This window comes from Bradyrhizobium sp. S3.3.6, from assembly GCF_040546905.1.
In the GTDB taxonomy this organism is placed as follows: domain Bacteria; phylum Pseudomonadota; class Alphaproteobacteria; order Rhizobiales; family Xanthobacteraceae; genus Bradyrhizobium; species Bradyrhizobium cytisi.
This window is the reverse complement of sequence record NZ_JBEPOT010000008.1, coordinates 1-26,342: the sequence shown is the minus strand read 5'-3', so window position 1 is coordinate 26,342 and position 26,342 is coordinate 1. Positions and strand designations below refer to the sequence as shown.

At 65.3% G+C, this 26,342-nt stretch carries 24 protein-coding genes; 16 read left to right on the top strand and 8 right to left on the bottom strand.

Annotated elements, in window-relative coordinates:
- Positions 1 to 25 precede the first annotated feature (25 nt).
- From ABID59_RS22675 to ABID59_RS22640, 8 genes are all read left to right on the top strand, one after another.
- A complete protein-coding gene (locus tag ABID59_RS22675) occupies positions 26 to 1,177 on the top strand; it encodes a hypothetical protein (protein ID WP_354084839.1) in 1,152 nt (383 codons plus the stop codon).
- Entirely contained in the window at positions 1,174 to 2,109 is a 936-nt protein-coding gene (locus tag ABID59_RS22670; RefSeq protein WP_354084838.1) for a glycosyltransferase family 2 protein, read from the top strand. Before ABID59_RS22675 ends, ABID59_RS22670 begins: the two co-directional genes overlap by 4 nt.
- Before the next feature lie 54 nt (positions 2,110 to 2,163).
- Positions 2,164 to 2,679: a GNAT family N-acetyltransferase gene (locus ABID59_RS22665; RefSeq protein ID WP_354084837.1), complete on the top strand. Its 516-nt coding sequence runs from the start codon at positions 2,164 to 2,166 to the stop codon at positions 2,677 to 2,679.
- 6 nt (positions 2,680 to 2,685) lie between these two features.
- A complete protein-coding gene (locus ABID59_RS22660; RefSeq protein ID WP_354084836.1) occupies positions 2,686 to 3,168 on the top strand; it encodes a hypothetical protein in 483 nt (160 codons plus the stop codon).
- 105 nt (positions 3,169 to 3,273) lie between these two features.
- On the top strand, positions 3,274 to 4,044 hold the full coding sequence (locus ABID59_RS22655) for an IclR family transcriptional regulator (protein WP_354084835.1): 771 nt from the start codon (positions 3,274 to 3,276) through the stop codon (positions 4,042 to 4,044).
- Between the two features lie 188 nt (positions 4,045 to 4,232).
- Positions 4,233 to 5,552, top strand: a complete 1,320-nt coding sequence (locus ABID59_RS22650) for an MFS transporter (protein ID WP_354084834.1) — start codon at positions 4,233 to 4,235, stop codon at positions 5,550 to 5,552.
- Between the two features lie 10 nt (positions 5,553 to 5,562).
- Complete coding sequence (locus ABID59_RS22645; RefSeq protein WP_354084833.1) at positions 5,563 to 7,188, top strand: N-acyl-D-amino-acid deacylase family protein; 1,626 nt, start codon at positions 5,563 to 5,565, stop codon at positions 7,186 to 7,188.
- Between the two features lie 40 nt (positions 7,189 to 7,228).
- The gene (locus ABID59_RS22640; protein WP_148755621.1) at positions 7,229 to 7,612 is read left to right on the top strand and encodes a RidA family protein; all 384 of its coding nucleotides are present in this window, start codon (positions 7,229 to 7,231) and stop codon (positions 7,610 to 7,612) included.
- 53 nt (positions 7,613 to 7,665) lie between these two features.
- Here ABID59_RS22640 and ABID59_RS22635 read toward each other — a convergent pair whose 3' ends face one another.
- The 6 genes from ABID59_RS22635 to ABID59_RS22610 all read right to left on the bottom strand — a co-directional run bounded on the left by ABID59_RS22635 (position 7,666) and on the right by ABID59_RS22610 (position 17,442).
- Positions 7,666 to 9,933 (bottom strand): TonB-dependent receptor, encoded by a 2,268-nt coding sequence (locus tag ABID59_RS22635; protein ID WP_354084832.1) that lies wholly within the window; start codon positions 9,931 to 9,933, stop codon positions 7,666 to 7,668.
- Positions 9,934 to 10,081: 148 nt separating this feature from the next.
- On the bottom strand, positions 10,082 to 10,480 hold the full coding sequence (locus ABID59_RS22630; protein ID WP_354033697.1) for a DUF2946 domain-containing protein: 399 nt from the start codon (positions 10,478 to 10,480) through the stop codon (positions 10,082 to 10,084).
- Positions 10,481 to 10,618: 138 nt separating this feature from the next.
- Entirely contained in the window at positions 10,619 to 12,682 is a 2,064-nt protein-coding gene (locus ABID59_RS22625; protein ID WP_354084831.1) for a hypothetical protein, read from the bottom strand.
- 7 nt (positions 12,683 to 12,689) lie between these two features.
- Positions 12,690 to 15,503 carry a DUF4159 domain-containing protein gene (locus ABID59_RS22620; RefSeq protein WP_354084830.1) on the bottom strand — a complete coding sequence of 938 codons (2,814 nt, stop codon included), beginning with the start codon at positions 15,501 to 15,503 and terminating at the stop codon, positions 12,690 to 12,692.
- Positions 15,500 to 16,444 carry a DUF58 domain-containing protein gene (locus tag ABID59_RS22615; RefSeq protein ID WP_354033693.1) on the bottom strand — a complete coding sequence of 315 codons (945 nt, stop codon included), beginning with the start codon at positions 16,442 to 16,444 and terminating at the stop codon, positions 15,500 to 15,502. The genes ABID59_RS22620 and ABID59_RS22615 overlap by 4 nt, the downstream gene beginning before the upstream one ends.
- Complete coding sequence (locus ABID59_RS22610) at positions 16,444 to 17,442, bottom strand: AAA family ATPase (protein WP_148755627.1); 999 nt, start codon at positions 17,440 to 17,442, stop codon at positions 16,444 to 16,446. Before ABID59_RS22610 ends, ABID59_RS22615 begins: the two co-directional genes overlap by 1 nt.
- 277 nt (positions 17,443 to 17,719) lie before the next feature.
- Here ABID59_RS22610 and ABID59_RS22605 point away from each other — a divergent pair, with 277 nt between their 5' ends.
- From ABID59_RS22605 to ABID59_RS22585, 5 genes are read left to right on the top strand one after another with little or no spacing between them, the layout of a single operon-like run.
- Entirely contained in the window at positions 17,720 to 18,331 is a 612-nt protein-coding gene (locus tag ABID59_RS22605; RefSeq protein ID WP_354084829.1) for a DUF1285 domain-containing protein, read from the top strand.
- Positions 18,328 to 19,008, top strand: a complete 681-nt coding sequence (locus tag ABID59_RS22600; RefSeq protein ID WP_354084828.1) for a CoA pyrophosphatase — start codon at positions 18,328 to 18,330, stop codon at positions 19,006 to 19,008. Before ABID59_RS22605 ends, ABID59_RS22600 begins: the two co-directional genes overlap by 4 nt.
- A complete protein-coding gene (locus ABID59_RS22595; protein ID WP_148755630.1) occupies positions 19,005 to 19,268 on the top strand; it encodes a DUF6111 family protein in 264 nt (87 codons plus the stop codon). The genes ABID59_RS22600 and ABID59_RS22595 overlap by 4 nt, the downstream gene beginning before the upstream one ends.
- 22 nt (positions 19,269 to 19,290) lie before the next feature.
- Positions 19,291 to 20,559 carry a CCA tRNA nucleotidyltransferase gene (locus tag ABID59_RS22590; RefSeq protein ID WP_354084827.1) on the top strand — a complete coding sequence of 423 codons (1,269 nt, stop codon included), beginning with the start codon at positions 19,291 to 19,293 and terminating at the stop codon, positions 20,557 to 20,559.
- Complete coding sequence (locus tag ABID59_RS22585) at positions 20,556 to 21,326, top strand: TSUP family transporter (protein WP_354084826.1); 771 nt, start codon at positions 20,556 to 20,558, stop codon at positions 21,324 to 21,326. Before ABID59_RS22590 ends, ABID59_RS22585 begins: the two co-directional genes overlap by 4 nt.
- 53 nt (positions 21,327 to 21,379) lie before the next feature.
- Here the strand turns inward: ABID59_RS22585 and ABID59_RS22580 are convergent, their stop codons facing one another.
- On the bottom strand, positions 21,380 to 22,201 hold the full coding sequence (locus ABID59_RS22580; protein WP_354084825.1) for an outer membrane protein: 822 nt from the start codon (positions 22,199 to 22,201) through the stop codon (positions 21,380 to 21,382).
- A gap of 207 nt (positions 22,202 to 22,408) precedes the next feature.
- Here ABID59_RS22580 and ABID59_RS22575 point away from each other — a divergent pair, with 207 nt between their 5' ends.
- Positions 22,409 to 23,482 (top strand): TauD/TfdA family dioxygenase, encoded by a 1,074-nt coding sequence (locus ABID59_RS22575; protein ID WP_354084824.1) that lies wholly within the window; start codon positions 22,409 to 22,411, stop codon positions 23,480 to 23,482.
- Between the two features lie 525 nt (positions 23,483 to 24,007).
- Here ABID59_RS22575 and ABID59_RS22570 read toward each other — a convergent pair.
- A complete protein-coding gene (locus tag ABID59_RS22570) occupies positions 24,008 to 24,247 on the bottom strand; it encodes a DUF3551 domain-containing protein (RefSeq protein WP_148755635.1) in 240 nt (79 codons plus the stop codon).
- A gap of 833 nt (positions 24,248 to 25,080) precedes the next feature.
- Between ABID59_RS22570 and ABID59_RS22565 the strand changes: the two genes are divergently transcribed.
- The gene (locus ABID59_RS22565) at positions 25,081 to 25,941 is read left to right on the top strand and encodes a L,D-transpeptidase (RefSeq protein ID WP_354084823.1); all 861 of its coding nucleotides are present in this window, start codon (positions 25,081 to 25,083) and stop codon (positions 25,939 to 25,941) included.
- 155 nt (positions 25,942 to 26,096) lie between these two features.
- The coding region (locus ABID59_RS22560; protein WP_354084822.1) for a hypothetical protein at positions 26,097 to 26,342 on the top strand (246 nt) is incomplete at its 3' end.

Here is a 26,342-nt window from a genome sequence, read left to right as displayed (position 1 = left end):
TCCGAATGGGCGCCACGGAAACCTGATGAAAGCCGCAAAACTCGCCTTCGGCTTGATCTGCCTCGCGATCCTCGCCAGCAACATTGCGACAATGTCGCGCTGGAGCGAGGCGCGCGGGGTCTATGACGACATCTGCTATCTCCGGCAGGCGCATCTGTTCCAGCGCTTCGGCGCCGGTGGGCTCAACACCAACGCGGTCAGGGACGACGACCGCTATTTCGAAGGCAAGCTGAAGGACATTGCCTTCGCCGAATGGAAGGATCCGATCCGCTGGCCCTGCCACAATCCGATGCCGGGCGGCAAGGTCGTGTTGCAATATCCGCCGGGCACCGGCTTTCTGCTGGCGCTGTTTCCGCAAGGCCATCAGGTCGTGCCGCTCTACATTGCGGCGAGCCTGATCGTGTGCGGCCTCGCGCTATCAGGCATTGCCATGGCGCGGAGCCTGCCGTCGGTCCTCGGCGCTGGCGTGTTCGGCGCGCTTGCCGTCTATCTCATGATCAATCCGGCGAAAGCGAGCTATTCGGTCGCGCCGACCATGGCGCTGTGCGCGGTCGCGGGCTTGCTGACAGCGCTGTGGCTGGCCAGGGGCAAGCGCAGTGTCTTACTGATTGCGCTGATCGGTCTCCTGCTCGGCGCATCCGTGAATTTCAGGCTGCCGAATGCCTTGCTCGCGGCCGGCTATTTCCTCTTCCTCGGCATTCCCTTCCTGTGGACGCGCTCGCTTGCAACGTTCGTGCAGGGCCTCGCCTTCGGAGCCGGCGTGCTCGTCGGCATGGCGCCGACGCTGGCCGCCCAGGCCATCAACGCCGGCAGTGCGCTGTCGACGACCTATGGCAGCGCCGATCTGGTCGCGCCAGCGTTCGATCTTGCGGTTTTCGGTCAGTATTTGCGCGACATGCAGATCGTGCTGATCGTGCTTGCGATCGGCGCGACGCTCTCGCTGTTGTGGTCTCGCGAGGGGCATGTGCAGCAGGCTGCCTTCGTCGTTGCCGGCAACCTCGCCGTCAATCTCGGCTTCTTCCTGAGCCATCCGATTTTCACACCGTACTACGTCGTGCCGATTGCGATGTTGTCGCTGTGGACGCTGTCGTTTGCCCGGCTGCTTCAGCCAGCCGAGGCGCGCGAGGCTGCATCGGTCCGGCGCGAGCCGGCCAGTCTGGGAGCGCTGCCGCGATGACATCCGCTCAATCCCGCATCGCCGTGCTGGTGCCCTGCTACAATGAGGAGGCGGCGGTCGCGACTGTCGTCGCCGACTTCCGCAAGGCGCTGCCCGCGGCGGAAATCTATGTCTACGACAACAATTCGCGCGACCGCACCGCTGCCGTCGCGCACGAGGCCGGCGCGATCGTGCGCAGCGAGCGGCGGCAGGGCAAGGGCCACGTGGTGCGTCGCATGTTCGCCGATGTCGAGGCCGACATCTACGTGCTGGTCGACGGCGACGCCACCTACGATGCGCCGAGCGCGCCGCCCATGATCGACAAGCTGCTCGACGAACATCTCGACATGGTGGTGGGCTTTCGCATCGACCAGTCGCAGGCCGCCTACCGTCTCGGCCATCGCACCGGCAACCGCATGCTGACCGGCTTCCTGTCCTCGACCTTTGGACAGGAGTTCAAGGATATCCTGTCCGGGTACCGAGTGTTCTCGCGGCGCTTCGTCAAATCGTTCCCCGTGCTGTCTGATGGCTTCGAGATCGAGACCGAGCTCGCGGTCTACGCGCTGGAGCTGTCGCTGCCGGTTGCCGAGGTCGAGACACCCTATTACGCGCGCCCGGAAGGTTCGTTTTCGAAGCTCAACACCTGGCGCGACGGCTTTCGCATTCTCGGTACCATTCTGAAGCTGTACCGCTCGGAGCGGCCGCTGCGCTTCTTCACCGTCATCGGGATCCTGCTGGCGCTGGCCGCGATCATCTTTGCGATTCCGATCGTCGTCACATTCATCGAAACCGGCCTCGTGCCGCGCCTGCCGACCGCCGTGCTGTCGATGGGATTGACGATCATGGCGCTGCTGTCGGTCTCGTCGGGCCTCGTGCTCGATACCGTGACGCGGGGACGGCGGGAGATGAAGATGCTGGCCTATCTGTCCCAGCCGGCGCCGAAAAGGAACTGAAGTCGGGCGCTGCCATGGACTGCCGAACGTCCAGATGCTACTCCGCGAAACAACATGAACGATCTCTCAATCACCATCAGTCCCGAAGCTGCGGGCGACGCCCAGGCGATCGAGCGGCTGCACGAGCGCACCTTCGGCCCCGGCCGCTTCGTGCTCAGCGCCTACCGCATCCGCGAGCACGTCGACCATCTGCTCGACGTCTCCTTCACCGCCCGCATCGGCACGCTGCTGGTCGGCTCCGTCCGGCAATTGCCTATCACGATCGGTGAGACGCCGGCGCTGCTGCTCGGGCCGCTCACCGTCGAGCCGCCGTTTCGCAGCCGCGGCATCGGCCGCATGCTGATGGAGCGGGCGCTGAAGGACGCCAGGGACAAAGGCCATCGCCTCGTGCTGCTGGTCGGCGACGAGCCCTATTACAGCCGCGTCGGCTTCAAGCTCGTCCCCAAGGGACGCGTGACCATGCCGGGCCCGGTCGATGCCGCCCGCGTCCTGGTGTTCGAGCTCGCCGACGGCGCCTTCGAAGGCGTCTCGGGCAAGATCGCTCCCGACTGGAGCAAGGCGCGCGGGTAGGCTCACATGTTCCGGGTGACAGCCGACACATTGCAGGCCTACCTCGATTTCGATCCGCAGCGAAGGCGAGATCTGACCGAACTGCACAAGCTGGTCGTCTCGGTTGCGCCGACCCTCAAGCGCTATTTCCACCGAGGAACTGCCGCGGGAGAGGCGGGAATGCGCATGAAGATGATCGGCTACGGCAAGTTTCGCTACGCCGTCAAGTCGGGAAAAAGCACGGAGTGGCCGGTGATCGGTGTTGCGCTTCAAAAGAACTACATCAGCGTGTACGTGGCGGTTACCAGGCAAGGTGCGCCGATCGTCTCCCGTTATGCGGGAGAGCTCGGCGAACTGCGGATGGGGGGCAACAACTTCAGTTTCGAGCGGTTCGAGGATCTCGATCAGGATGCCGTATCGACCCTCGTCGCGGAAGTTGCCGGCATCTTCAAAGCGGATCCTGAAAACCCCGTTCGCTATATGCAGGGCTCGCCGGTGCCCGGCAAATAGCTCTGGGGCGTTATTCTGAACGCGGAAAGCCGGACACCGCTATACCGTCAGCGCGGTTTATGCCAAGAACAGCAGGCCGCGAAGCTGACGAAGGACATGTGAAGTTTGGCCGCATCCAAGAAGGGCACCTCGCCCGCGGAACGCCAGAATGGGATTGATCGGACCATCGATCTCCTGGAAGCGCTGCTGCATTTGCGCGCGCCCTCCAGGCTCAGCGACCTCGCCAAGCAAATGGGCGCGCCGCGCTCGACGGTCTATGCCATCGCCAACCGCCTGATCGAGGCGGACCTGCTGGAGAGCGTCGGCGAGGGCGGTCAGGTCTATTTCGGCAAGGCGGTGCATCTCTACGGGCGGGCCTATGCGGAGGCCAATCCCCTGCATCGCCGATGCCGCGAAGCCCTCGACCGGCTGGCGACCCAGCATAGTGCCACCGCGCAACTCTGCGCGCTGCGTGGCCGCAAATATGTGGTGGTCGATACGCGGGACGGGTCGGGCCTGTTCCGGATCACGACGGATGTCGGCATCGAGGTGCCGCTACCGTGGACTGCATCCGGCAGGTTGCTGCTGGATCACATGAGCCCGGTAGAGATTCGCGCGTTCGTTCCGAAAGAGGATTTTCGCCTGCCGGACGGCCGCGTCCTCGATATCGACGATTTCATCAAGGACGTCGCACGCGCGAGACGTGACGGCAAATGCGTGACGACGGCGCTGTCCGATCGGTTTACGTCGTGTCTTGCCGCCCCCATCCGCGACAAGAAGGGTGTCGCGGTCGCGACGCTCTGCTTCGTCGTTCCCGCGGATTCGGTGAAGGAGCGTAAGACCGCGCTGCTCGACGACCTCGTCGCCACCGCAACCGAACTCTCGGATCGCCACTGAACCCAGTCGACCGGCAGCGCCACGGCCGATGCACTGGCATCGGGCCGTCGCGGCCCCGCGTGTCCACTCTTGACATCATGCCGCTGCAATATCTAACGTAACGCTATAAGATAACATTGTCCATTATAAGAGACAATGTAGCAGCAGGCGTGAGAGGCGCGACCCTGCGTTCCAGGCGAGGATTCGAAATGGCAAATGCAAGACAACAGGTACCCGGGCGACGCTGGCTGATCGGTTGTCTGCTCGGCGTCGGAATTCTCATCAACTACATCGATCGCGTCGGGCTGTCCGCCGCGACGCCCGAGCTCACCAGGGAGCTTGGCCTCACCGCCACCGATATCGGGCTGCTCGGCAGCGCGTTCTTCTGGACCTATTCGCTGCTGCAAGTTCCCGGCGGCATGGTGCTCGACCGCTTCGGCGTCACCATGGTCGGCCGTGCCAGCAGCTTCCTCTGGGCGGTCGCCGCCACCATCACCGCGCTCGCCAGCGGACTTTGGGGAATCGCCGGCGCGCGCCTGTTGCTCGGCGTCGCGGAAGCACCGGCCTTTCCGGCCAGCCAGAAGGCGACCGGCCACTGGTTTCCGCTCGATGAGCGCGCGCGCTCGACTGCGATCTTCGATTCCGCCGCCAAATTCTCCAACGTGATCGGCGTGCCGCTGGTCGCCTATGTGATCTTTCTCTACGGCTGGCGCTGGGGTTTTGGCGTCACCGCGCTGCTGAGCTTTCTGTATTTCGTCGCCTACTACCTCATCTATCGGAATCCGAGCGAGGATCCGAAGCTGTCCAAGACGGAGCATGACTACATCGTCGCCGGCGGCGGCACGCCGGAAGGCCCGGCCACGGCAGGGCAGAGCCGCATGCTCGGCTACCTCTTGCGCAACCGCAAGGTCTGGGGACTGACCATCGGGTTCTCCGCTTATGGCTACACCTTCTATCTCTTCCTGACCTGGTTGCCGGGCTATCTCGCGCAGACCATGCATATGAATCTGATGTCGGCCGCGGGCTATTCGACGATTCCCTGGATTTTTGCGACGCTGTCGGACCTCCTGATCGGCGGGTTCCTGGTGGATCATTTGATCGCCCGTGGTTACGACAGCACGCGGGTGCGCCAGTCGGTGATCATCGTCGGCATGCTGATGGGGCTTGCCGTCATCGGCGCCGCCTTCACCGTGAAGCCGGGCTGGGCGCTGCTGTGGCTGTCGATCGCGATCTCGGGATTGTCGGCCGCGGCGCCCGTGGGGTCCTCGATCGTGTCGCTGATCGCGCCGAAGGGCGGGGCAGGAACGGTCGGCGGCATTCTCAATTTCACCAACAACATGATGGGCGTGCTCGCACCGATCGTGACTGGTATAGTCGTCGACTGGACTCAATCGTTTGCCGGCGCCTTCATGATCGCCGGCGTGGTGCTGCTGATCGGCATCTTCTTCTATGTCGTGGTGCTGGGGCGGATCGAATCGATTCCCGATTTCGCCGAGGCACCGCCGCCGGACGCCGTGCCGGTCCACTGAGGAGAGGGCCATGCCCCAAGGAACAAGCCAAAGCAGAGCCAGGGACACTCTCATCCGCAATGCCCGGCTGATCGACGGCACCGGCGCGCCGTGGTTCGAGGCCGACCTGCGCATCAGCGGCAGCCGCATCGCGGCGATCGGCGCCTCGCTGCCGGCGGAGGAGGCCGACATCATCGACGCGCGCGGATGCTATCTCGCGCCGGGTTTCATCGACGCCCATTGCCATGACGACCTGATCTGCCTGCGCGAGCCTGACAGGCCCGAGAAGGCGTTGCAGGGCGTGACCACGCTCGTGGTCGGCAATTGCTGCTTCTCGCTCTATCCGGCGACCGCAGGCTCCGCCGAGATGCTGCGCCTGCACTTCTCGGGTCTCGCCGGCGAAACCCGCTCGAACGAAGTCTTCGACAGTTTCGACGGCTACCGGCTGGCGCTGGAAGGGCCAGGCGTGGCGCTCAACCTCGTCTCGCTGGTCGGACATGCCGCGATCCGGCTCGCGGTGCTCGGTTACGACCGCCGCGCGGCGACGGCGCAGGAGATCGCGGCGATGCAGGCGCTGCTCGCCCAGCAACTCAGGCAAGGCGCTGCCGGCCTGTCGCTCGGTCTCGTCTATCCGCCGAGCGCCTATGCCGACACCCATGAACTGTGCGCGCTGGCGGAGACGGTGCGCGCGCACGGTAAGCTGCTCACCGCCCATATCCGCAGCTACGAAGCGGGCCTGCTGAATTCCATCGACGAGTTCATCGCGATCCTGCGCGCCTCCGGAGCCGCGGGGCTGCTGTCGCATCTGCAATCGGCGGGAAAGCCGAACTGGGGCGCGATCCCCAAGGCGCTCGACCGGCTCGAGGCCGCGCGCGCAGAGGGGATCGATATCTCGTTCGACATGTATCCGTATCCCGCCGGCAGCTCCTACATGCTGCAACTGTTGCCGCCGGCGGCGCTCGAAGGCGGCATCGACGCGCTGCGCGCGCGGCTGCGCGATCCGGCGAAGCGCGAGGCGTTGCGCGTGCTGGTAGAGGAGGGCGATCCCGATCCGCATGCCGCACAGTCCAAGATCGTGCTGATCGGCTGGCACAATGTGCGTATCTCCGGCACCGGCAATCCCGCGCTGAAGCCGCTCGAGGGCAAGTCGATGGTCGATGCCGCGCGCGAGCTCGGCATCTCGCCGTTCGATCTCATGGTTCGGTGCATCGAGGAGGACCAGGGCCAGACCGGCATCATCATGTTCCAGCTCGATGAGGCCGATTTGCGCGCCGCCTTCACCCATCGCCTGCACATGGTCGGCTCCGACGGCATTCCGCGCCCAGGCACCAAGCCGCATCCGCGCGCCTATGGCAGCTTCCCGCGCGTCGCCGGCCGCCTGACGCGCGAGCAAGGCTGGCTCACGTTGGAGGATGCCGTACGGCGAATGACGGCGATGCCCGCCCAGCGGTTCGGCCTGTCCGATCGCGGCATCCTGCGGCCGGGCATGATCGCGGATCTCACTTTGTTCGATGAGACCATCATGGACAAGGCGACGTTCGAGACGCCGACGGAAATGCCCGCAGGCATCCGTTCTGTATTCGTCGCAGGCGAGGCCGTGGTCGCAGACGGACGCAGCACCTTCGCGCGGCCGGGCCGGGCCCTGATCGCCGGATGACGGCCCTGCAGACATCATCACCACAGACAGGACGAGACCAATGACGCTGAAACGATACGGCGCGGCCGGCGGCACCGGTACCGGCGGCCAGCACCTTCCTTTTGCCCGCGCGGTCGAGGCCGACGGCTGGCTTTACGTTTCGGGGCAGACGCCGATGGAGAACGGCGAGGTGATCGAGGGCGGCATCATTCCCCAATCGCACAAGGCGATCCGCAACCTGCTCGCCATCCTGACCGAGGCCGGTTACGAGCCCAAAGATGTCGTGCGTTGCGGCGTCTGGCTCGACGATCCCAGAGACTTTCAAAGCTTCAACAAGGTCTTCGCCGAATATTTCGGCGCCAATCCACCGGCGCGGGCCTGCGTGGTGTCGAGCATGGTGGTGGATTGCAAGGTCGAAATCGACTGCGTCGCCTATCGCAGGTGAGCCGGATTGTGCTGCGTCGGGGCCCGAAGGCCCCGACGCAGCAAGCCGCGCAGCTAGAACCGCTGCGACATGCCGACATAGAAGCCGCGCCGCGGTCCGTATTGCGGGGCGAACACGCCGATGCCGGAGCCGTCGCGGATCTGGTAGATCGTGTCGAACGCATTGACCACGTCGAAGCGCACCGTCGTCGGCTTGTTCGGCGCGACGATGTTGAAGTCGTGCGACAGGCCGAAATTGACCTGCGTGTAGCCGGGCAGGTGATCGGTGTTGGCAAAGCCCGAGCGCAGGCCGCTGCCATAGATCATCGACACGCTGTAGCGCGTCCCCTCCCAGAGATAGGAGGCGCCGGCCGATCCCGACAGCATCTGGGCGTGGTCAGTGTAGATGTAATGGCCCGAGATGTAGGCAAGCTCGTCCGCGCCGAACAGATACTGGTTCGAGACGACGCTGGTCGCGATCTGCTTGGCCCAGGCAAGATTGGCGTAGGCGCTGAAATTGCCGTTGCGATAGGTCGACTTCAGCTCGACGCCGACGTTCTCGCCGCGATCGTAGTTGAAGCCGCTGAGCACATAGGCCGCGCCGAACTGGCCATCGTCGAGCAGGTCCCGCGCCTTCTTGTAGTAGGCGTCGGCGCCGACCTCGAGACCGGGGATCGGATAGATCTTCTGAACGACGCCGACATCGAACACGTGCGACCGCTCCGGCAGCACCGGGCTGTTCTGCCCGACCTCCGGCGTCTGCGTGTTGGCGGGCGCGCCGGGCGGGGTCACCAGCGCGAGATTGACCGGTGTCGCGATCACCTGCGAGGGCGGGGTGAAGTTGCGCGCGTAGCCGGCGTGGAAGGTCGTGCCGTCGAACGGCTTCCAGGTCAGGCTGACGCGCGGGCTGAGCTGGTTGGCATCGACAAATTGATACATCTGGTCGAAGCGCAGGCCGGCGTTCAGGGTCAGATTGTTGGTGATCTTCCATTCGTCCTGGACGTAGGTCCCGATCAGCCAGCCGGTCTTGGCGCTGGAATCGAACACCGAGAACGGAGCGTCGATCGTGCCCGCCGTCGGGTCCGCGGGATCGGCCAGCGGCAGCACCGTCGTTCCGCTGTTGACCAGCGTTCGCTCAGCGCTCACCGACAGGCCGAACCGCAGCGTGTGCGCGTAGCCGATGCGCCAGGCGGTGTCCTGCTGGATGCCGTTGACCACGCTCTGGCGATAGACGTCCGAGGAGACGCCGTTGAAGACGAGATCGCCGATCGGGTCGGGGTAGAAGTGCAGCTGGCTGTAGCGGTTGAAGTAGGAGGTCTGGGTATCGAACTCACCGTCCGAAGTCTGGTAGGAGACGACGTTGAACTGGTTGAACTCGTTCTGGTGCTCGTTGAGCCGGGACGAGTCGAAATCCGACACGCCGAAGGCGGTGAAACCCGGCGTCTGGCCGGGATTGTTCGGGATCTGGAACGTCGCATTCGACACGCCGCTCATGAAGGTGAGGCGGCTGGTCGGATCGATCATCGTCGAGAGATAGAGAAATCCCTTCTCCTGGTTGGTGCGGTCGTGGATCGCATTGACCGACGGGGTCGGGTTCTCGATGCCGAGATTGTTCTGGAGAAAGCGTCCCGACAGGAAATACTGCGTCTGCCCGGCGGTCCCGCCATATTCCACGTTGGTCGAGATGGTGCCGTGGCTGCCGCCATAGACGCCGACGACGCCCGTATTGTTGAAGGCGTCGGCCTTGGTCTGGATGTCCAGCACGCCGGCGGTTCGCTGGCCGTACTGCGCCGGCAGCGCACCGGTGAGCAGACTGAGGCTGCCGATGATGCCGGTGTCGAGAATCTGCCCGAATGCGCCGACGCCGTCGGGAAGCATGACGCCGTTGATGCGATACTGAAGATTGGCGTGCTCGTTGCGGACGTGCAGATCGCCGCTCGCCGCCGAATCCTGGGTGACGCCGGGGAATTGCAGCAGCACCTTGTCCAGCGAGGCATTGCTGCCCTGCGGCAGCGCCTCGATCGCCTGGTGATTGAGCGTGTGGGTCGTGGCCCCGCCGGGCGGAAGCACGCTTTGGCGCGCAGCGTCGAACCGGTCGCTCTGGCCCTCGACGGCGGCGGGAGCCTCGGTCTGTGGCCGTGCCTGCGTTGTCGCACGCCGCTTGGCAACGGCGACGCGAACCTTGGGGCGGCGCGGCGCCTGGGTCTGCTTGGGCGCATCGACTTCGACGCTCGGCAGCGTCGTGGTGGGAGCCGTCGTCTGCGCCATGGCGCTGCCGCCGGGATAGAACAGCGTGAGTGCGGCGAGGCTCGAGCCCGCCAATATTGCTTTTGAAGACACCATTGTCCTGATTTCCGATCGCGCACCGCCGCTTTCTTTTGGAGGCTTTGCGGGCGATACGCGCCGTCGACACGCGACGGATCAATTTCGATAACCTTGCGGGATCAGCGCGACGCGCGGCCGATGCCAAAGGCAGCTCAATCGATGGAGATCAGGACGCAGGTGGGGCGCGTGGCTGGAATGCCGTGCGGGCCGATTGCAGATGGATGAATTCGGCATCGGTGGTGCGGTAAAGCAGCTCGACCGCCTGCGGCAGCAACAGCAGGGGCGGCGTCGCGAACGTGACCGTGGCGGCCATCGCGACCAAGGCGCAGATCGCGCAATTGTCCTCGCCCGGCCGTTCGCGATCGGGATTTGTCGGGGACTGCTTCTGGACCGATGCGCTGTCGGTCGATGCGATGCTCTTGGCGCTGTCGGCCAGCTGAGACTGGGCGAGGGGCGCGGCCTGCGCGAACCAATGGCTATGACCGAAGGTCAGCGCGAACTGCACCAGCATCGCGAACAACGCGAGCCGGGCGCCGTGCCTGATATTCGACCGGAACCACTTCATCTGGAAACGCCACCCCGCATCGCGAGGCGCCGATCGGCGTCGCGATGTTATATTGTAACATCGCAGCAAGGGTCAGCGGATGTCAACCGCCGCCGCAACGGCCAAGTCGGACCGTTGCTCAATGTGTCGTTCCGGCAACTAACGCCCTTCGCGCACCCAGGTCGCGGCGAAGGCGCCGAGCAGCAGCAACAGGCCGATCAGGCCGGCGAAGATCGGCAGCACGCCGACGCCCTTGACGACGCTGGCGTCGCGCATCCGCACGCCCATCCAGCCGTCACCGGCAAACACGCTGGTCGAGCGCACCGGGACAATGCGCGGCAGCTCGACGCTGCCGCCATCCGCGATCCGGACCGCGCTGCCGCCGGTGGCCTGGGTCAGCGGCTTCAAGGTCTCGGTGGTGGAGGTGACTTCCGAAAACTCCTTCGGATTGGTCGGGCCGACATTGATCAGTGCCTTCAGCGTGCCGTCGGTCGCCTGCCACAGGCCGAGCTCGCTCGCGGGAAGGCTTGCGCGCCACTCGCCGGGATCGCCGGGGCTGAGCGTCAGATCACGCGAGACGCCGGAGGGCGAGGTCACGCTCACCGGCTGCACGCTGTCCGCCATGGTCTGGCGCACCACGACGAGATCCTTGCCCTGCACCTGGAGCCGCAGCGCTTCCTCGTCGAGGTCCGGCTGCTTCATCAGCCAGTGCGACATCCGCCTCAACAGATCGAGATGCGGGCCACCGCCCTCGTAGCCGCGCGCCCAGAGCCAGATGTGGTCGGACAGCAGCAGCGCGACGCGGCCCTCGCCGAAGCGCGACAGGAACAGCAGCGGCTTGCCGTCCGCGCCCGTCATCACCGGCGGGTTGACCGAATTGCGGGTCTCGACGGTGCGGAAGAAGCGGCTCCAGTGCGGCGGCTCGAACGCCGAGCCCTCCAGCCCGCGCGTGACGGGATGGCGTTTGCCGATGTCGGAGAGATGCGCATAGAACGGCTTTTCGGTGACGCCGACGGGTTCTGCCGGCAGCACCGTGTCGAGCGGCGTGCGCCAGATGCTCGTAGTCGAGGCATAGTCGGGGCCGGCCGACACCAGCACGGCGCCGCCGGCGCGCACGTAGCGCGCGATGTTGTCGAAATAGGCGATCGGCAGCACGCCCTGGCGGGCGTAGCGATCGAAGATGATCAGCTGGAATTCGTTGATGTGCTGCTGGAACAGCTCGCGGGTCGGAAACGCGATCAGCGACAATTCGTTGATCGGCGTGCCGTCCTGCTTCTCCGGCGGCCTTAGAATCGTGAAATGCACGAGGTCGACGCTGGCGTCGGACTTCAACAAATTGCGCCAGGTGCGCTCGCCGGAATGCGGCTCGCCGGACACCAGGAGCACGCGCAGCTTGTCGCGTACGCCGTCGATGGCGACGACGGCGCGATTGTTCACCGGCGTCAGCTCGCGCTCGAGCGGCGAGGCCTCGATCTCGACGATGTTCGGACCGGCATGCTTGATCTCGACGTCGACGCTGGCGCTCTGGCCGCTCGAGAGCGTGCGCTCGTTGATGACCTCGCCGTCGCGGCGGATCGTGACCTTGGCGCGCTCGCCGGTGACGCCCTGGTCGTCGAGCTTGTAGGTGATGGTCTGGTTCTGGCCGACGATGCCGAAGCGCGGTGCCGCCGTGATCGCGATGCGGCGGTCGCGCTCGTCCTTCTGTCCGGTGACCAGCGCCTGCACCGGCGCCTGGAAACCGAGCGCGGCGGCGTTGGCGGGGATATCGTGAACACGGCCGTCGGTGATCAGGAACGCGCCGGCGACGCGGTCGACCGGCACGTCCGACAGCGCGGAGGCCAGCGCGCCGAACAGCTTGGTTCCGTCGGTCTCGCCGTCGGCCTGTCCGGCATCGACGACGCGCACTTCAAGTCCCTTGATCTTCTTCAGGCTGTCGACCAGCGCCTCCTGCGCCTTCGCGGCTTCCTGGTTGCGCTTGCCGAAATTCTGGCTCGGGCTCTTGTCGACCACGACCGCGGCGACCGAGGTGAGGGGATCGCGGTCCTCGCGCGTGAAGGAGGGATTGGCGAGCGCGAGCAAGAACAGCGCCAGCGCCGCCACGCGCACCGCCGCGCCGCGCGCCCGCGCAACCAGCAGCACGATCGCGATGACCACGATGGCAGCGAGCGCGATCCACAGGACGATCGCGGGAACCAGCGGCGTGAACGCAATGCCGTAATTCATATCGATCCTATTGCCCCAGTCGCTCGATCAGGGCCGGCGCGTGCACCTGGTCGGCCTTGTAGTTGCCGGTCAGCGTGTACATCACGATGTTGACGCCGGCGCGATAGGCGAATTCGCGCTGACGCGGCTCGCCCGGGGTCAGCGGCAGCATCGGCTGGCCGTCGGGACGCAGCGCCCAGGCGCCTGCGAGGTCGTTGGAGGTGATGATGATCGGCGAGACGCCGTCGCCGCCGCGCGCGGGCCGTTGCGCGCTCTCGTCGTCGTCCTCGCGCGGCAGCGCTTCGACCCAGGTCTGGCCCGAGTTGAAGCGGCCGGGGAAGTCGCGCAAGAGATAGAAGGTCTTGGTCAGCACGTGCTCGCGCGGCACCGGCTCGAGCTCGGGCACGTCGAGCGAGGACAGGATCTCGCGCAAGGCCTGCATGCCCGGCGTCTGCGAGGCCCCGTTCTCGCCGGGCGGCGCTTCGACCGCGTCGCGGGTGTCGAAGATCACGGTGCCGCCCTGCTTCATATAGGCGTCGATCTTGTTGATGGCGTCCTGCGGCGGCTTCGGCGCGCCCGGCACGATCGGCCAGTAGATCAGCGGGAAGAAGGCCAGCTCGTCGCGCGCGGGGTCGACACCGACGGGATCGCCGGCCTCGAGCGCGGTGCGCTGCGCCAGGAACAGTGTCAGGCCGGACAGGCCCGCCTTGACGATGGAATCGACGTCGGCATTGCCGGTGACGACATAGGCGAGGCGGGTCTGCGAGGTCGACTTCATCGCGAACTCGTCCGACGCGCTGTCGGCGCGCGACGGCGTCGGCGTCAGCACGGCCATGCCTGCGAGCACGAAGCCAAGCAGGATCATGGCGGGCGCTGCGCGCCGGCGCAGCAGTGCGGCAAGGCCGCCGCCGAGCAGCGCCACGATGATGGCGTCCACCAGAAACAGCGCCAGCGCCGTCGACAGCAGCCAGCCGCGCAGATCGCGCGGCTCGGCGTTGGTGTAGGTGGCGTGCCGGGCGCGGAGGCCTGCGGTGTTGAGGGCTGCGATGCGGTCGGCGGCTGCGAGCGTGTTCACGGCGAGCGGTCCTTCTGCCGGACCGTAGAAGCCGGGCGGATGATCCGGCGTAGCGCGGTCGCGATAATCAGCCGTCAGCGGCTTGGCGGTGGCCGGCGGCGGCCCGAACGCGCCGAAGCCGTCGAGCAGATGCAGCGGCGCCAGCGTCTCGGTGCTGGCTTCGACGGCAACGCCGGCGCCGGGCTTGGCGGTGTAGCCGGACATGTCGACGACGCGCCGGAGCATTTCGACGAAGGTGCCCGACATCGGCAGATCCGACCAGCGCATGTCGGCGCTGACATGGAACAGGCTGACCAGTCCCTTGCCGCGATGCTCGCCGGTCACCAGCGGCGTTCCGTCTTCGAGCGAGGCCCAGCTCTTGGTGGCAAGCACTGCGTCTGGCTCGGCCAGCACCTGCCGGCTCACGGTGACATCCTTGGGCACGACGACGCCGGCAAACGGACCGTCGGCGGCGAACGCGGCGAGATGCTGCGGCTTCTCCCAGGTCAGGCTGCCGCCGAGCGTGCGGCCGCCCTTGCGCAGCTTGACCGGAACGAGATCGTCTTCGGCCTGCGCCAGGCGGGGGCCTGCGAACCGCACCAGCACGCCGCCCTGGTCGATCCAGGCGTTGAGACGCTCGCGCAATTCGGGCGCGACGGTGCCGACATCGGCCAGGATAATCATCGGCAGCTTCTGGTCGAGGAACTGAGTGATGCCTTGCTGCGGCGAACCCTTGTCGGCAAGCCGCACGTCGGCGAACGGCGCCAGCGCGCGCGTCAGGTAGAAGGTCGGCGCCAGCAGCGGCTGCGCGGTCTCGCTGGTTGCGCCCGAGACGATGCCGATGGCGCGCCGCCGCCAGCGCTTGTCGAGGAGCTGCACCGCGCCGGCCGAACGCTCGCCGGAGATCTCGAGCCGCGAGATGTCGTTGCGCAGCTCGACCGGCAGGTCGAACGCCGCCTCGACCTCCTTGTCCTGCGGGCCGAAGGTGAAGCGCGCCTCGCCGATCGGCGAGGCCTTCTGGTCCAGCGCCCGCACGGTGCCGGCGGCAATGCCGCTGTCGGTGCGCAGCACCTTCACCGTCATCCTCGCCGCCGCGTTTTCCGCCGCGACCAGCGCCAGCGGGGAGGAGGTGCCGCCTTCGAACACCGTCAAGCTGCGATCCCCTAAGGTCTTGCCGAGCCCCTGCACGAACTCTTCGCCGCGGCCGGTGTCGACGCCGTCAGACAGCCAGGCGATCTCGCAGTCGCCGGTCGCTTTCAGGAAACGATCGATTGCCGTGAGGGTTTCAACGCGCTCGATCGAATAGGGCTTTGGCACGATCTGCCGCAGCGCAACGCGCGCAGCGCCCGCCGGCATCAGCGTGATGTCGCGGTTCGGCTCGGACAGTGGCACCAGTGCAATCGCGCGGCGGTCATTGTCGGCATTGGCAATCAGCTCGTCGGCGGCCCGGATCCGCGTGTCCCAGTTCGAGGCGGCGCTCCAGCCGTCATCGAGCATGATCATCAGCGGCGCCTTGCTGGAGGCGAGGCCGGTTTGCGGATTCCAGATCGGGCCGGCGGCGGCGAAGATCACCAGGGCTGCGGCGAGCAGGCGCAGTGCGGTCAGCCACCACGGCGTCCGCGCTGGCGTCTCTTCCCGTGGTGCGATGTCGAACAGCAGGCGGGTCGGCGGAAATTCGATACGGCGCGGCCGCGGCGGCATCACGCGCAACAGCCACCACAGCACCGGCAGGCTGACGAGGCCGATCAGGAGCAGCGGTTCGGTGAAGGCGAGCGGCAATCCCATCATGCGGCCGGCCCCGCCTTGATCGAGGTGGTGCGGGCGCCCGACTTGCTCACCTGCATGCCGGCATGGAGGAACAGCAAGAGTTCAGCGGCCGAGCGGTCGGTCGCATGCGTCGTGAACAGCCAGTCGAGCTTGTTGGTCTCGGTGCGGATCTGGTCGCGATGCAGCGCCAGCCGCGCGGTGTAATCGTCCACCCAGCTCTCGGCGCGGCCGGCGGTGATCACGCCAAAGCCTTCCGGCTCGACGAACTCGACGCGGCCGGAATAGGGAAAACTCTCTTCGGCGGGATCGACGACCTGCACCAGCGTGCCATGCGCGCCGGAGCCGGAGAGCCCTGCGAGCGTGGTCCTGATCTCCGCGATCGGCGACCAGAAATCCGACAGCACGATGGTCTCGGCCAGCGCGGCGGGGACGAAGGACGGCGGCAGGCTCAGCCGGTCTGCATCGTCATGCAGCATCGCTTGCGCCATCTTGTCGATGACGCTGCTGCTTGCGGTCGGCGCCATCAATCCGGGAATGCCGACGCGCTCGCCGCCCGCAACCAGCAGCTCGGCCAGCGCGAACGCAACGATCAGCGTGCGCTCCAATTTGGAGTCACGTGCGGTCTTTGAGGCGAACGCCATCGACGGCGAACGATCAGGCCAGATCCAGACCGTGTGCGAGGCCTCCCATTCGAGCTCGCGGACATAGAGATGGTCGTCACGCGCCGAGCGGCGCCAGTCGACTCTCTGCGCCGGCTCGCCGGAGACGAAGCGGCGGTACTGCCAGAAATTTTCACCGGACCCCGCGCGGCGCCGGCCGTGCAGGCCGTGGATGACGTTGGCGGCGATACGGCGGGCCTCGAGCACCAGGCGCGGCAGCGAAGCGGCGAGCGTACGGCTTTCGCCATCGGCACGTCGGATCGCGATGACCTCCTTTGCTGTGTGCCCGGTCTCTGCGGCCATCAACCGATCCGTGTCTTCAATTGCCGGATCACGTCCGGAATCGTACGTCCCTCGGCGCGCGCCTGGAACGTCAGCGCCATGCGGTGCTTCAGGATCGGCTCGGCGAGGTCGAGCACGTCGTCGACCGAGGGCGCGAGACGTCCGTCGATCAGCGCGCGGGCGCGCACGGCGAGCATCAGCGATTGGCTGGCGCGCGGACCGGGGCCCCAGGCGATGAACTTGCCGGCCTCGCCGCTCTCCTCGCCCGGACGGGCCGAGCGCACCAGCGACAGGATGGCTTCGACCACGGAATCACCGACTGGCAGGCGGCGCACCAGCCGCTGCGCGGTGATCAGCGCATCGGCGGTCATCGAGCCCTTCGCCAGCGTGTCTTCGGCGCCGGTGGTCTCGAACAGGATGCGGCGTTCGGCGTCGCGATCGGGATAGTCGACGTCGATCTCCATCAGGAAGCGGTCGAGCTGCGCCTCGGGCAGCGGATAGGTGCCTTCCTGCTCCAGCGGGTTTTGCGTCGCGAGCACGTGGAACGGTTTTGGCAGATCGTGGCGCGCGCCGGCCACGGTGATGTGCTGCTCCTGCATCGCCTGCAGCAGCGCCGATTGCGTGCGCGGGCTGGCGCGGTTGATCTCGTCGGCCATCAGCAGCTGCGCGAAGACCGGGCCGGAGATGAAGCGGAACGAGCGCTTGCCGGCGGTGCTCTCGTCGAGCACTTCGGCGCCGAGAATATCCGACGGCATCAGGTCAGGCGTGAACTGGATGCGCTTGGCATCGAGACCGAGCGTGACGCCGAGCGTCTCGACCAGCTTGGTCTTGGCAAGGCCGGGCACGCCGATCAAAAGCGCGTGGCCGCCGGAGAGGATGGTGACCAGCGTGTTCTCGATCACGCGATCCTGGCCGAAGATCACCGATGCGATCGCGTCCTTCGCCGCGCGCACCTGGCTCGACACCTGCTCGGCCGAGCGGACGATGCCGTCTTCGAGCTTCTCGACACTTTCCGCCATCCGTTAGCTCCTTAAGCCTGTCACGCGGCAATCTTGCGTCGTCAGATCATCTGCCGTCACGTGATCTCGTCACGTGATCACATGGGCGCCATGCTAGACTTGCAGGAAGGCCATGTATTCGTTGAATTAACCTATCCCCACCTTATCGGCTTAGGGTTATGTAGGGCATCACGAAGTGGCGACCTCCACACCGGACTAATGCGGGGTGGAACCGCGCACCGATCTGCAACGTAGACTTACAAATCAGACGTGCACCAATCGTGCCAAAGGGCAAACCATGGCGAACCAAGGGCAGAGCGCCGACCGCGGTCTTGAGGGGCTGACTGCCGCCGCCAAAACTGCTGCCGGTGCCGAAGGCGCCAAAAAGGGCCTGCCTCCGGTGCATTTGTGGAATCCGCCGTTCTGTGGCGATCTCGACATCCGAATCGCGTCCGATGGTACTTGGTTCTACATGGGCACGCCAATCGGGCGTCATGCGCTGGTGCGGCTGTTCTCGACCATCCTCAAGCGCGAGGGCGACAAGCATTTCCTCGTCACGCCTGTGGAGAAGGTCGGCATCCGCGTCGACGACGCGCCGTTCATGGCGGTCGAGATGCAAAAGAGCGGCGAGGACAACCATCGCGTGCTGAGCTTCCGCACCAATGTCGACGACTGGGTCACTTGCGATGCCGCGCACCGGCTGCGCTTCGAGCAGGCCAGGGACGGCGGGTTGACGCCCTATCTGCACGTGCGCGCCGATCTCTGGGCCAAGGTCACCCGCGCGCTCTATTACGATCTGGTTGACATGGGTGAGGAGCGGATGGTCGATGGCCAGCCGATGTTCGGCGTCGAGTCGGCCGGCGAGTTCTTCGCCATGGCCGACGCGGAGCAGGTGAGGGCCGCACTTTGAACAAGCCTATCTCCAAAAGCGAGAAGATCGAGCCCGTTGCTTTCGGCGCGGCGGATTTCTTCGCCCGCTCCAGGGCGAAGCTCGGCTTCGACGTTCCGCCCGGCCTGTTCGACCCGAACATCATTCCGGCCTCCGGCGATCCCGGCACCGACAAGATGCTCGAGATCGTCGCGCGCGAGCAGCCGGTGCGCCCCGCAGCCGTCCTGATCGCGGTGGTTGACCATCCCGAGCCGACCATCCTGCTGACGCAGCGCTCGACGAACCTCAACGATCACGCCGGCCAGATCGCCTTTCCCGGTGGCAAGATCGACGCGACCGATTCCTCGCCGCTCGACGCCGCGCTGCGCGAGGCCGAGGAGGAGGTCGGGCTGTCCAGAGATTTCGTCGAGCCGATCGGCTATCTCGATCTCTATGGCACCGCGTTCGGCTTCCGCATCCTGCCGACGGTCGCCAGGGTGCGGCCGGGATTTCAGCTCACCATCAACCATTCCGAGGTTGATGACGCATTCGAAGTGCCGCTATCCTTCCTCATGAATCCGGTGAACCACCAGGTGCACAGCAAGGAATTCCGCGGCATGGAGCGGTTTTACTATGCGATGCCGTTTGCAGAGCGCTACATCTGGGGTGCGACGGCCGGAATGCTGCGTGTGCTGTATGAGCGGATCTATTCGTCATGATCCGGCCGGTTCTGACCGAGATCGGAATCTTCCTCATCCCCTTTGCCGTCTATGCGCTGTTCCTGGCCGCCACGCGATCCGGCCTGTTCGTGCAGTCGTCCTGGCCGATCACCGTCGTCGCGCGCCTCATCCTGGTGGCGCTGGTGCTTGTCATCGCCGGGTTGATCGGGCTGGCGCATTTCTCCGGCGCCGCACCGAACTCGACCTACATTCCCGCCCACATCGAGCATGGCAAGCTCGTGCCGGGCAGGGACAGCTGAATGGAAAGATAAGGGCCGGACAATGAGCGCGGAGCCGATCCTTGAGCCGGTCCTTGCCGATGCGCCCTGGCTGACCGCGGGCGGGACCGCGCGCGTCCTGCAACTGCTCAACGCCGATGGCGAGGAGGCGCGCGTGGTCGGCGGTACCGTCCGCAACGCGCTGCTCGGCCTGCCGCCGGGCGATACGGATATCGCGACCACGGCGCGCCCCGACGAGGTGGTCCGGCGCGCGAAAGCTGCCGGCATCAAGTGCGTGCCGACCGGCATCGACCACGGCACCGTCACGCTCGTCATCGATAGCGTGCCTTACGAAGTCACGACGCTGCGCGAGGATACCGAAACGTTCGGCCGCAAGGCCAGGGTCGCCTTCGGCCGCGACTGGGTGAAGGACGCCGAGCGGCGCGACTTCACCATGAACGGCCTGTCGGTCGACGCCAGCGGCGTCGTCTACGACTATGTCGGCGGCATCGCGGATGCGAGAGCGCGGCGCGTGCGCTTCATCGGCGACGCCGACCAGCGCATCGCCGAGGATTACTTGCGCATCCTGCGCTTCTTCCGCATCCATGCCGCGTTCGGCGCCGGCGAGCCCGACCGCGACGGCTATCTCGCCTGCATCCGCGGGCGCGCGGGCCTTGCGGCCCTGTCGGCCGAGCGCGTGCGCTTGGAGATGCTGAAATTGCTGGTGGCGGGCGGCGCATCCGCAGCCACGCTGGCGATGGCCGATGCCGGATTGCTGCAAACGCTGACCGGTGGTGTCGCCTATGCCGGCCCGCTGACGGCGATGATCGCGATCGAGCAAGAGCTGCGCTTGCCGCCAAGCGTAACGCGCCGTCTCGCCGCGCTGACGGTGGCCGTGACCGAAGACGCCAAGCGTGTCGCAACGCGCTTGAGGCTCTCCAATGCCGAGGCCAAGGCGCTGGATTCGATGGGCCATCGCTGGTGGCGCTTCGCCACCAAGAACGAGGCCGATGCGCGGCGGCTCCTCTACCGGCTGGGGCCCGAGCGCTATCACGACCGTGTGTTGCTGGCCTGGGCGAGGGCCGGCGGCGACGTGACGTCGTCGCGCTGGCGCGAGCTCGCGGAGCTGCCGCAACGCTGGACCGCGCCGAAATTCCCGCTGCGCGCCGCCGACTTCATTGCGCGCGGCATGGCGGAAGGACCTGCGCTCGGACATGTGTTGACACTCGCCGAGGACGCTTGGCTTGCGGCGGATTTTCCACTAGACGAGGCCGCACTCGCTTCCATCGCCGATCAAGCTGCGGCACGCATCAGCCGCGATGAGAGAACGTGACCATCGTCTCAGGCTTCGCCGACATCTCGATGTTGCAGCTTCTGCTGGTCGCGTTGATGGCGTTGTTTGCCTCGGTCATCGGAGGTCTCGCCGGCTACGGCACCGGCGCGTTGATGCCGCTGGTGCTGGTGCCGCTGGTCGGTGCCGAGCCGGTGGTGCCGATCATCGCGATCTCCGCACTCTTCACCAATTCCAGCCGTGCGGTTGCCTATCTCCGCTATGCCGACCGTCGCCGCGCCCTGCTCGTGCTGGCCTGCGCGGCGCTGACCACCGCGCTCGGCGCCTACGGCTATACACGCCTCACCAATGCCGGAGCTGCACTCGTGATCGGCACCATGCTGATCCTGAGCGTGCCGCTGCGCCGCGTGCTGCGCCGCCGCGAGGTCAAGATCGGCGACACCGGTCTCGCCGCAGGCTCCGTCGGCTACGGCGTGCTGGTCGGCGGCACGTCAGGCTCGGGCGTGATCCTGCTCTCGCTCTTGATGGCCGCGGGTCTCGAAGGCGCCGCCGTGATCGCGACCGATGCGATGATCTCGCTCGGCACCGGTCTGATCAAGATCTCGGTGTTCGGCCTCGCCGGCGCCGTCACCGCGCAGGTGCTCGCCTTCGCGCTCCTGATCGGCGGCATCGCCATCCCCGGCGCGTTCATGGCAAAGGCCTTCGTGGAGCGGATGCCGGTGCACATCCACACCGCGATCCTCGATGTCGCCGTGATCACCGGCGGGCTGGTGATGATCTCGGCGGCGGCGAGGCAGCTCGTCGCGTAGGTGGCCGGCCCGATTGGCGTTCGTGCAGCGGCCGCCGAACGCCCCGTTCGTCTCTAGAAGCCGTAGTTCAGGCCGACGCGCACCAGATTGCCGTTATTACGAAATCGGTACGTGATCGTATTGCCCGCATCGCCCGGAACCGGGGCGTAATCCAGGGTGAGGTTTTGCGTGCCAAGATCGTAGTAGAGGTATTCGAACTTGGCCCTCCAGTTGCTGGCAAATGCGTATTCCAGGCCGCCACCCGCCGTCCACCCGACGCGAACCGCCGCCGAGCTGGCGCTGATCAAAAACGGGCCAGCGCCGTTTGGCACGCCAATGGTATAGATGCTGTCATCGACCTTGCCATAGGCCAGGCCGCCGGTCAGGAACGCAAGCAGCCTGTTGTTCAGGGTTGTGAACCCGAGGCGACCGCGTACGGTCCCGAGCCAGCCCAGCTTTTGTGTCGCGGATTCGGTATTGGCGTCGATGATGCCGCCGCCGATGAAAGGGGTCGCCGGGAACACGCGCGTGTCGGTCTTCTTCAGGCCGCTGTAGTTGATGTCGGCTTCAATACCTGCGACCCAATTTGACCCGAACTGGAAATTGTATCCAACCTGACCCCCGCCGGTGAAAGCGGTATTGCCGACGTCGAAGCTCGGAAATTGGCCAACGGCCTGGCGCCCGGAAAAGTCAACGCCGGTGGTCGTGAATGACACGGGGTCCACCCGCCGGTCGCTCCATATGACGCCCACGTTCCCGCCCAGGTAGAACCCGGACCAGCTGTAGGCGACCGGTGCCGCTCCCGCAGGCGCCTTGTACACAGGCGCGAGATCGGCCGCGTTGGCCGAACCAGCGATCAAAATCGTGGCGATAGCAGCAGGAACCCACGTCTGCACGGACCATCTCCCGTTACCCCGTGGGCTTATCTAACCACAAGCACGGGACGATACCTGTGCACTTCAGGCAACACCTTGTGAAATAGTGCAATCCCCTCTCGGTGAGCGGGCCGCCCCTTGCTCGGGTGTATGGTGCGGTTGAAGGATTGAGCTGCGAAATTGAAGTTCCGACGTCTTACCTGGCGATCAATCTCAGGAGCCACCACGATGAATGCGGTCTCAGCGCCCGACAGGATCAATCGCCCTCCAGGGAAAATCGATATCCCATCGGCCTGGCGAGGCGCCGAGATGAAGGCCAATCCTGATCGATGGCTGATATCGCTTGCGGCCAGCGAGATCACGGAACTTGAGAACGCGGCTGAATCCTATCTCGGCAGGAGCAAGAAAATCGCCGAGATCACGAAGGACAGCTTTCCGCTTCCTCACTTCGGCGCGCATCTGGAAGGGCTCAAGACAAGGCTGCTGGCCGGCCTCGGCTTCGAGGTCATCCGCGGCCTCCCGGTGGCAAACTACAGCCAGGAGTTTGCCGCCACGATATTCTGCGGGGTGGGCGCGCATCTGGGGTCGGCGCGGTCCCAGAATGCGGCGGGTCACATTCTCGGTCACGTCCGTGACACCGGCGCCGATGCCAGGGATCCGAACACCCGGATTTATCAGACGTCGGAACGGCAAACGTTCCACACGGATTCCTCCGACGTGGTGGGACTGTTATGCATTCGCGAAGCCATGGAGGGAGGCGATTCTCTCCTCGTCAGCACGTCGACCATCTACAACGAGATGCTCGAGAGGCGTCCCGACCTTGCCGCGCTCCTGTTTGATCCCATCGCGACCGACCGGCGCGGCGAGGTGCCCGAGAACGAAAAGCCGTATCTCGAGATCCCGGTGCTGAATTGGCACGCGGGATTCCTGACCGGGTTCTATCAACGCCAGTATATCGACAGTGCGCAGCGCTTTGCCGATGCGCCGAGACTGACGCCGGCTCACGTCGAGGCGCTCGATCTGTTCGACGCGCTCGCAAATGATACCACGCTGCATTTTGGCATGCGGCTTCAGCCGGGTGACATGCAGTTCGTCTACAATCATGCCTTGCTGCATGACCGGACCGGATTCCGTGATTGGCCCAATGCAAGCCAGGAGCGTCATTTGCTGCGCCTCTGGCTCAGCATGGAAGGTGACCGGCCGCTGCCCGATTGCTTCAGGCAGCGCTATGGTTCGATCGAGATCGGCAACCGTGGCGGCATCATCACCAAAGGTGCCAGTCTGAACGTGCCGTTGGATTGATGGTCGAAGTCAGACGACGTCGCTCGCCCCAAGCATTACGGGCTGTGCACGGTGGCCAGAAATCGCTCCTTTTCGCCAGGCGCATAACCCTGACAAGCGCCGTAATACGGTTCAGGCTTGTCACAGGAGGGGGTAGACCGGAATTGGGCCGGCGGCGGCGGTGGCGCGTAGGCAAAGCTCGAAGCGGGACCTGGTGCGAACATGCCCTGTTGGGAGTGAACGACAGCGTGCCGGTGGGCGTGATGTACCGGCGCCGCGTTCGCAACGCCGCACAGGGCGATCAAAAGGCTCAAGGCCAAAATGGAACGCATCGCTTTTCTCCAGCTGCCCCTCGCTCCGTACGTAACGCTCGGCCGCAGAGCCCCAAGGGATAACGGCTTCACGACTGCTCACATCCCCGGCATCATGACCGAAGGGACCAGTCTGGACGTACCGTTGGATTGACGTCCGCGCGTACGCGGTTGCGGGCAGAGAAGCGCACATTAGGGGAGCCGGAGCCGAGCACTCCGATCAGCGTTGCCGTGATCAGCGCGTCCGGGGCGTCCGGGGCGGAGCCGGCTGTTTGAACCTGACGCGCGGGTTGACATCGCAATAGGTGTTCCACCGCCCGGACGCCGAGGCCAGGCACTGTTCTCGCGTCACATACATGCACTCGCCGGGAGCGCCGAGCTCGCCGCCAAAGACACACCAGGGATAGTCGCGCTCAGCGTGCGCTGCGGGAGCAAGCCCCGCGACCATGAAGACAACCAGCGCGGCGATCCGCATGAGATACTCCATCAGTCAGCCGAACGGCGATCGCCGGTGGCTGAATGTGGCTAACGAATTGTCGCCCCAGCCGCAAGGATCAATCCGGCGTTACACGACATCGTTCCTGACGAATTGCGAAAGCTTATCATCAGCCTTTAGGAACGTCCGCATGCAGCTTCGGTTGACGGGCACAACGTCAAACGGAGTTGAAGAATGCGAAAGACGATTTTCTCAATGGCCATGTGCGCGTTGCTGGCCGGTGCATCGATCGGCTTCGCCCACGCCCAGGCGGGCGGCGGCAGTGCAGGTGGAGGAGCGGGTGCGGGCGCTGGAGGAGCCGGTGCAGGTGCGGCCGCTGGAACAGGCGCCGCTGGCGTGGGAGGAGCCGGGTCCGCGGCCGGTAACGGATCGGGCAGCGGCACAACCGGCATGGGCGGCGGCGCTGGCAGTGCCGGGGCCGGATCCGATGGAGGCACCAACAGCGGCCAGGGCGGCCCCCAGACGCTTCGTCCTGGCAGGAGCAACGATCCCACCGGTCGCTGACATCCTCGCCGCGTGATCTGACAAGAAAAAAGGAGGCTGCCGAGTCGCGCTCGGCAGCTTCTTTCCTATGAGGGCGTCTTCAGATTGTTCGGACCGCCCCACCGGACATCCGCACGCGCATCTTGCAGTCCGTCAGAAGCGCGTCGTCCACCTCGCGCCCTCGCTATGGAGCGGGACTGTCAAATTTTGTTCGATCGGACAAGAGTTGCCGTTAACGGCGCTTAACGGTTCCAGTCTGAGCGGAATCGCTTCGAAGTTTGTTAAATTTTGCTGGGTACGTCTTCCAGGCAGTGATCTGGGGGAAAGATATGAGCAAGCGGGCCAAACGTGGAAAGGCAGAGACACTTGCGCTCCCAATGGTCGGCAGAGTTGCAATCGGCGCCGTGGCCGTCGCCGCATTGGGGTACAGCTTGCTGTCTCGCCCGGCGAGCGTGCCACCGATACGAAAACCCTCCGCGCACCAGGCCCTGGCGTCGTCAACTCCGGTTTACGTGTCAACGCCGGTTCATGCATCAGCGCCAGCCCCAGCTCCGATTCCTGCTCCGGCGCCTCCGGTCGAACCACCAAAGGCCGCTGACGGTCCCGGAGCATTTGTTCGGCAGGTGGTTGACTACGCCAGCCACCAGACGCCAGGCACCGTGATCATCGATACCAAGAACACATTCCTTTATTTCGTCCTGAACGACGCACAAGCGATGCGCTACGGCATCGGTGTTGGCCGCGAAGGTTTCGCATGGTCCGGTGAGCAGACCGTGGCCCGTAAGACAGAATGGCCGGATTGGCGTCCGCCTGCAGAGATGGTTGTGCGTCAGCCTTATCTGCCGCGGTTTATGGCAGGCGGTCCCGGCAACCCGCTCGGCGCCCGGGCGATGTATCTGGGCGAGACCGAGTATAGAATTCACGGCACCAACAAGCCCGACACGATCGGGAAGCGGGTTTCGTCCGGCTGTATCCGGCTGACCAACGAGGACGTCGCGGATCTCTACGAGCGGGTGAAAGTCGGAGCGAAGGTGATCGTGCTTCCGGCAAATGCTGCCCGTCGACCATCCCAGGAAGCGCCGCCCGACGCCGCGCTCCGATCGCCAGACCCGGCATCGCCGTCGAACCGGCCCGCGGCAACCAACGCGCAGATGCTGTCATCTGGACCGAAGATCGCCGAGGCCCGGTAACTCAATCCCTCTTCCCCGGTCAGCAACTAATCCGAAGCGGTCAAGCCGATGTTTATCTAAAATTGAGCATCTGCGGCGCGATCGTTTGACATGCAGCGTACACGCAACCAAACGATGATGTAAGCCGCGTGTGAGGTCGCGAGGAAGGTCGGTAAATGGGTTTGGCGCTTCTAACCCTTGCGGTCGGGATCATCGCCCTCTTCGCGGCATTGGCATTCTTGCTGCTACGAGCGCCCATTGCTGCCGACAGCTCAACAAGCGAGCAAGCAATAGCTCCGGTCGAAGCAAGCTCGACCTCCCCGAGGCCGGGTGGCGCTGGTTATACGTTGATCGCTGCTGCGGGCATTGGGATCCTTTGGTTTTTTGTTTGGAAGCTGACAGCAATCACGCTGCAGTACCTG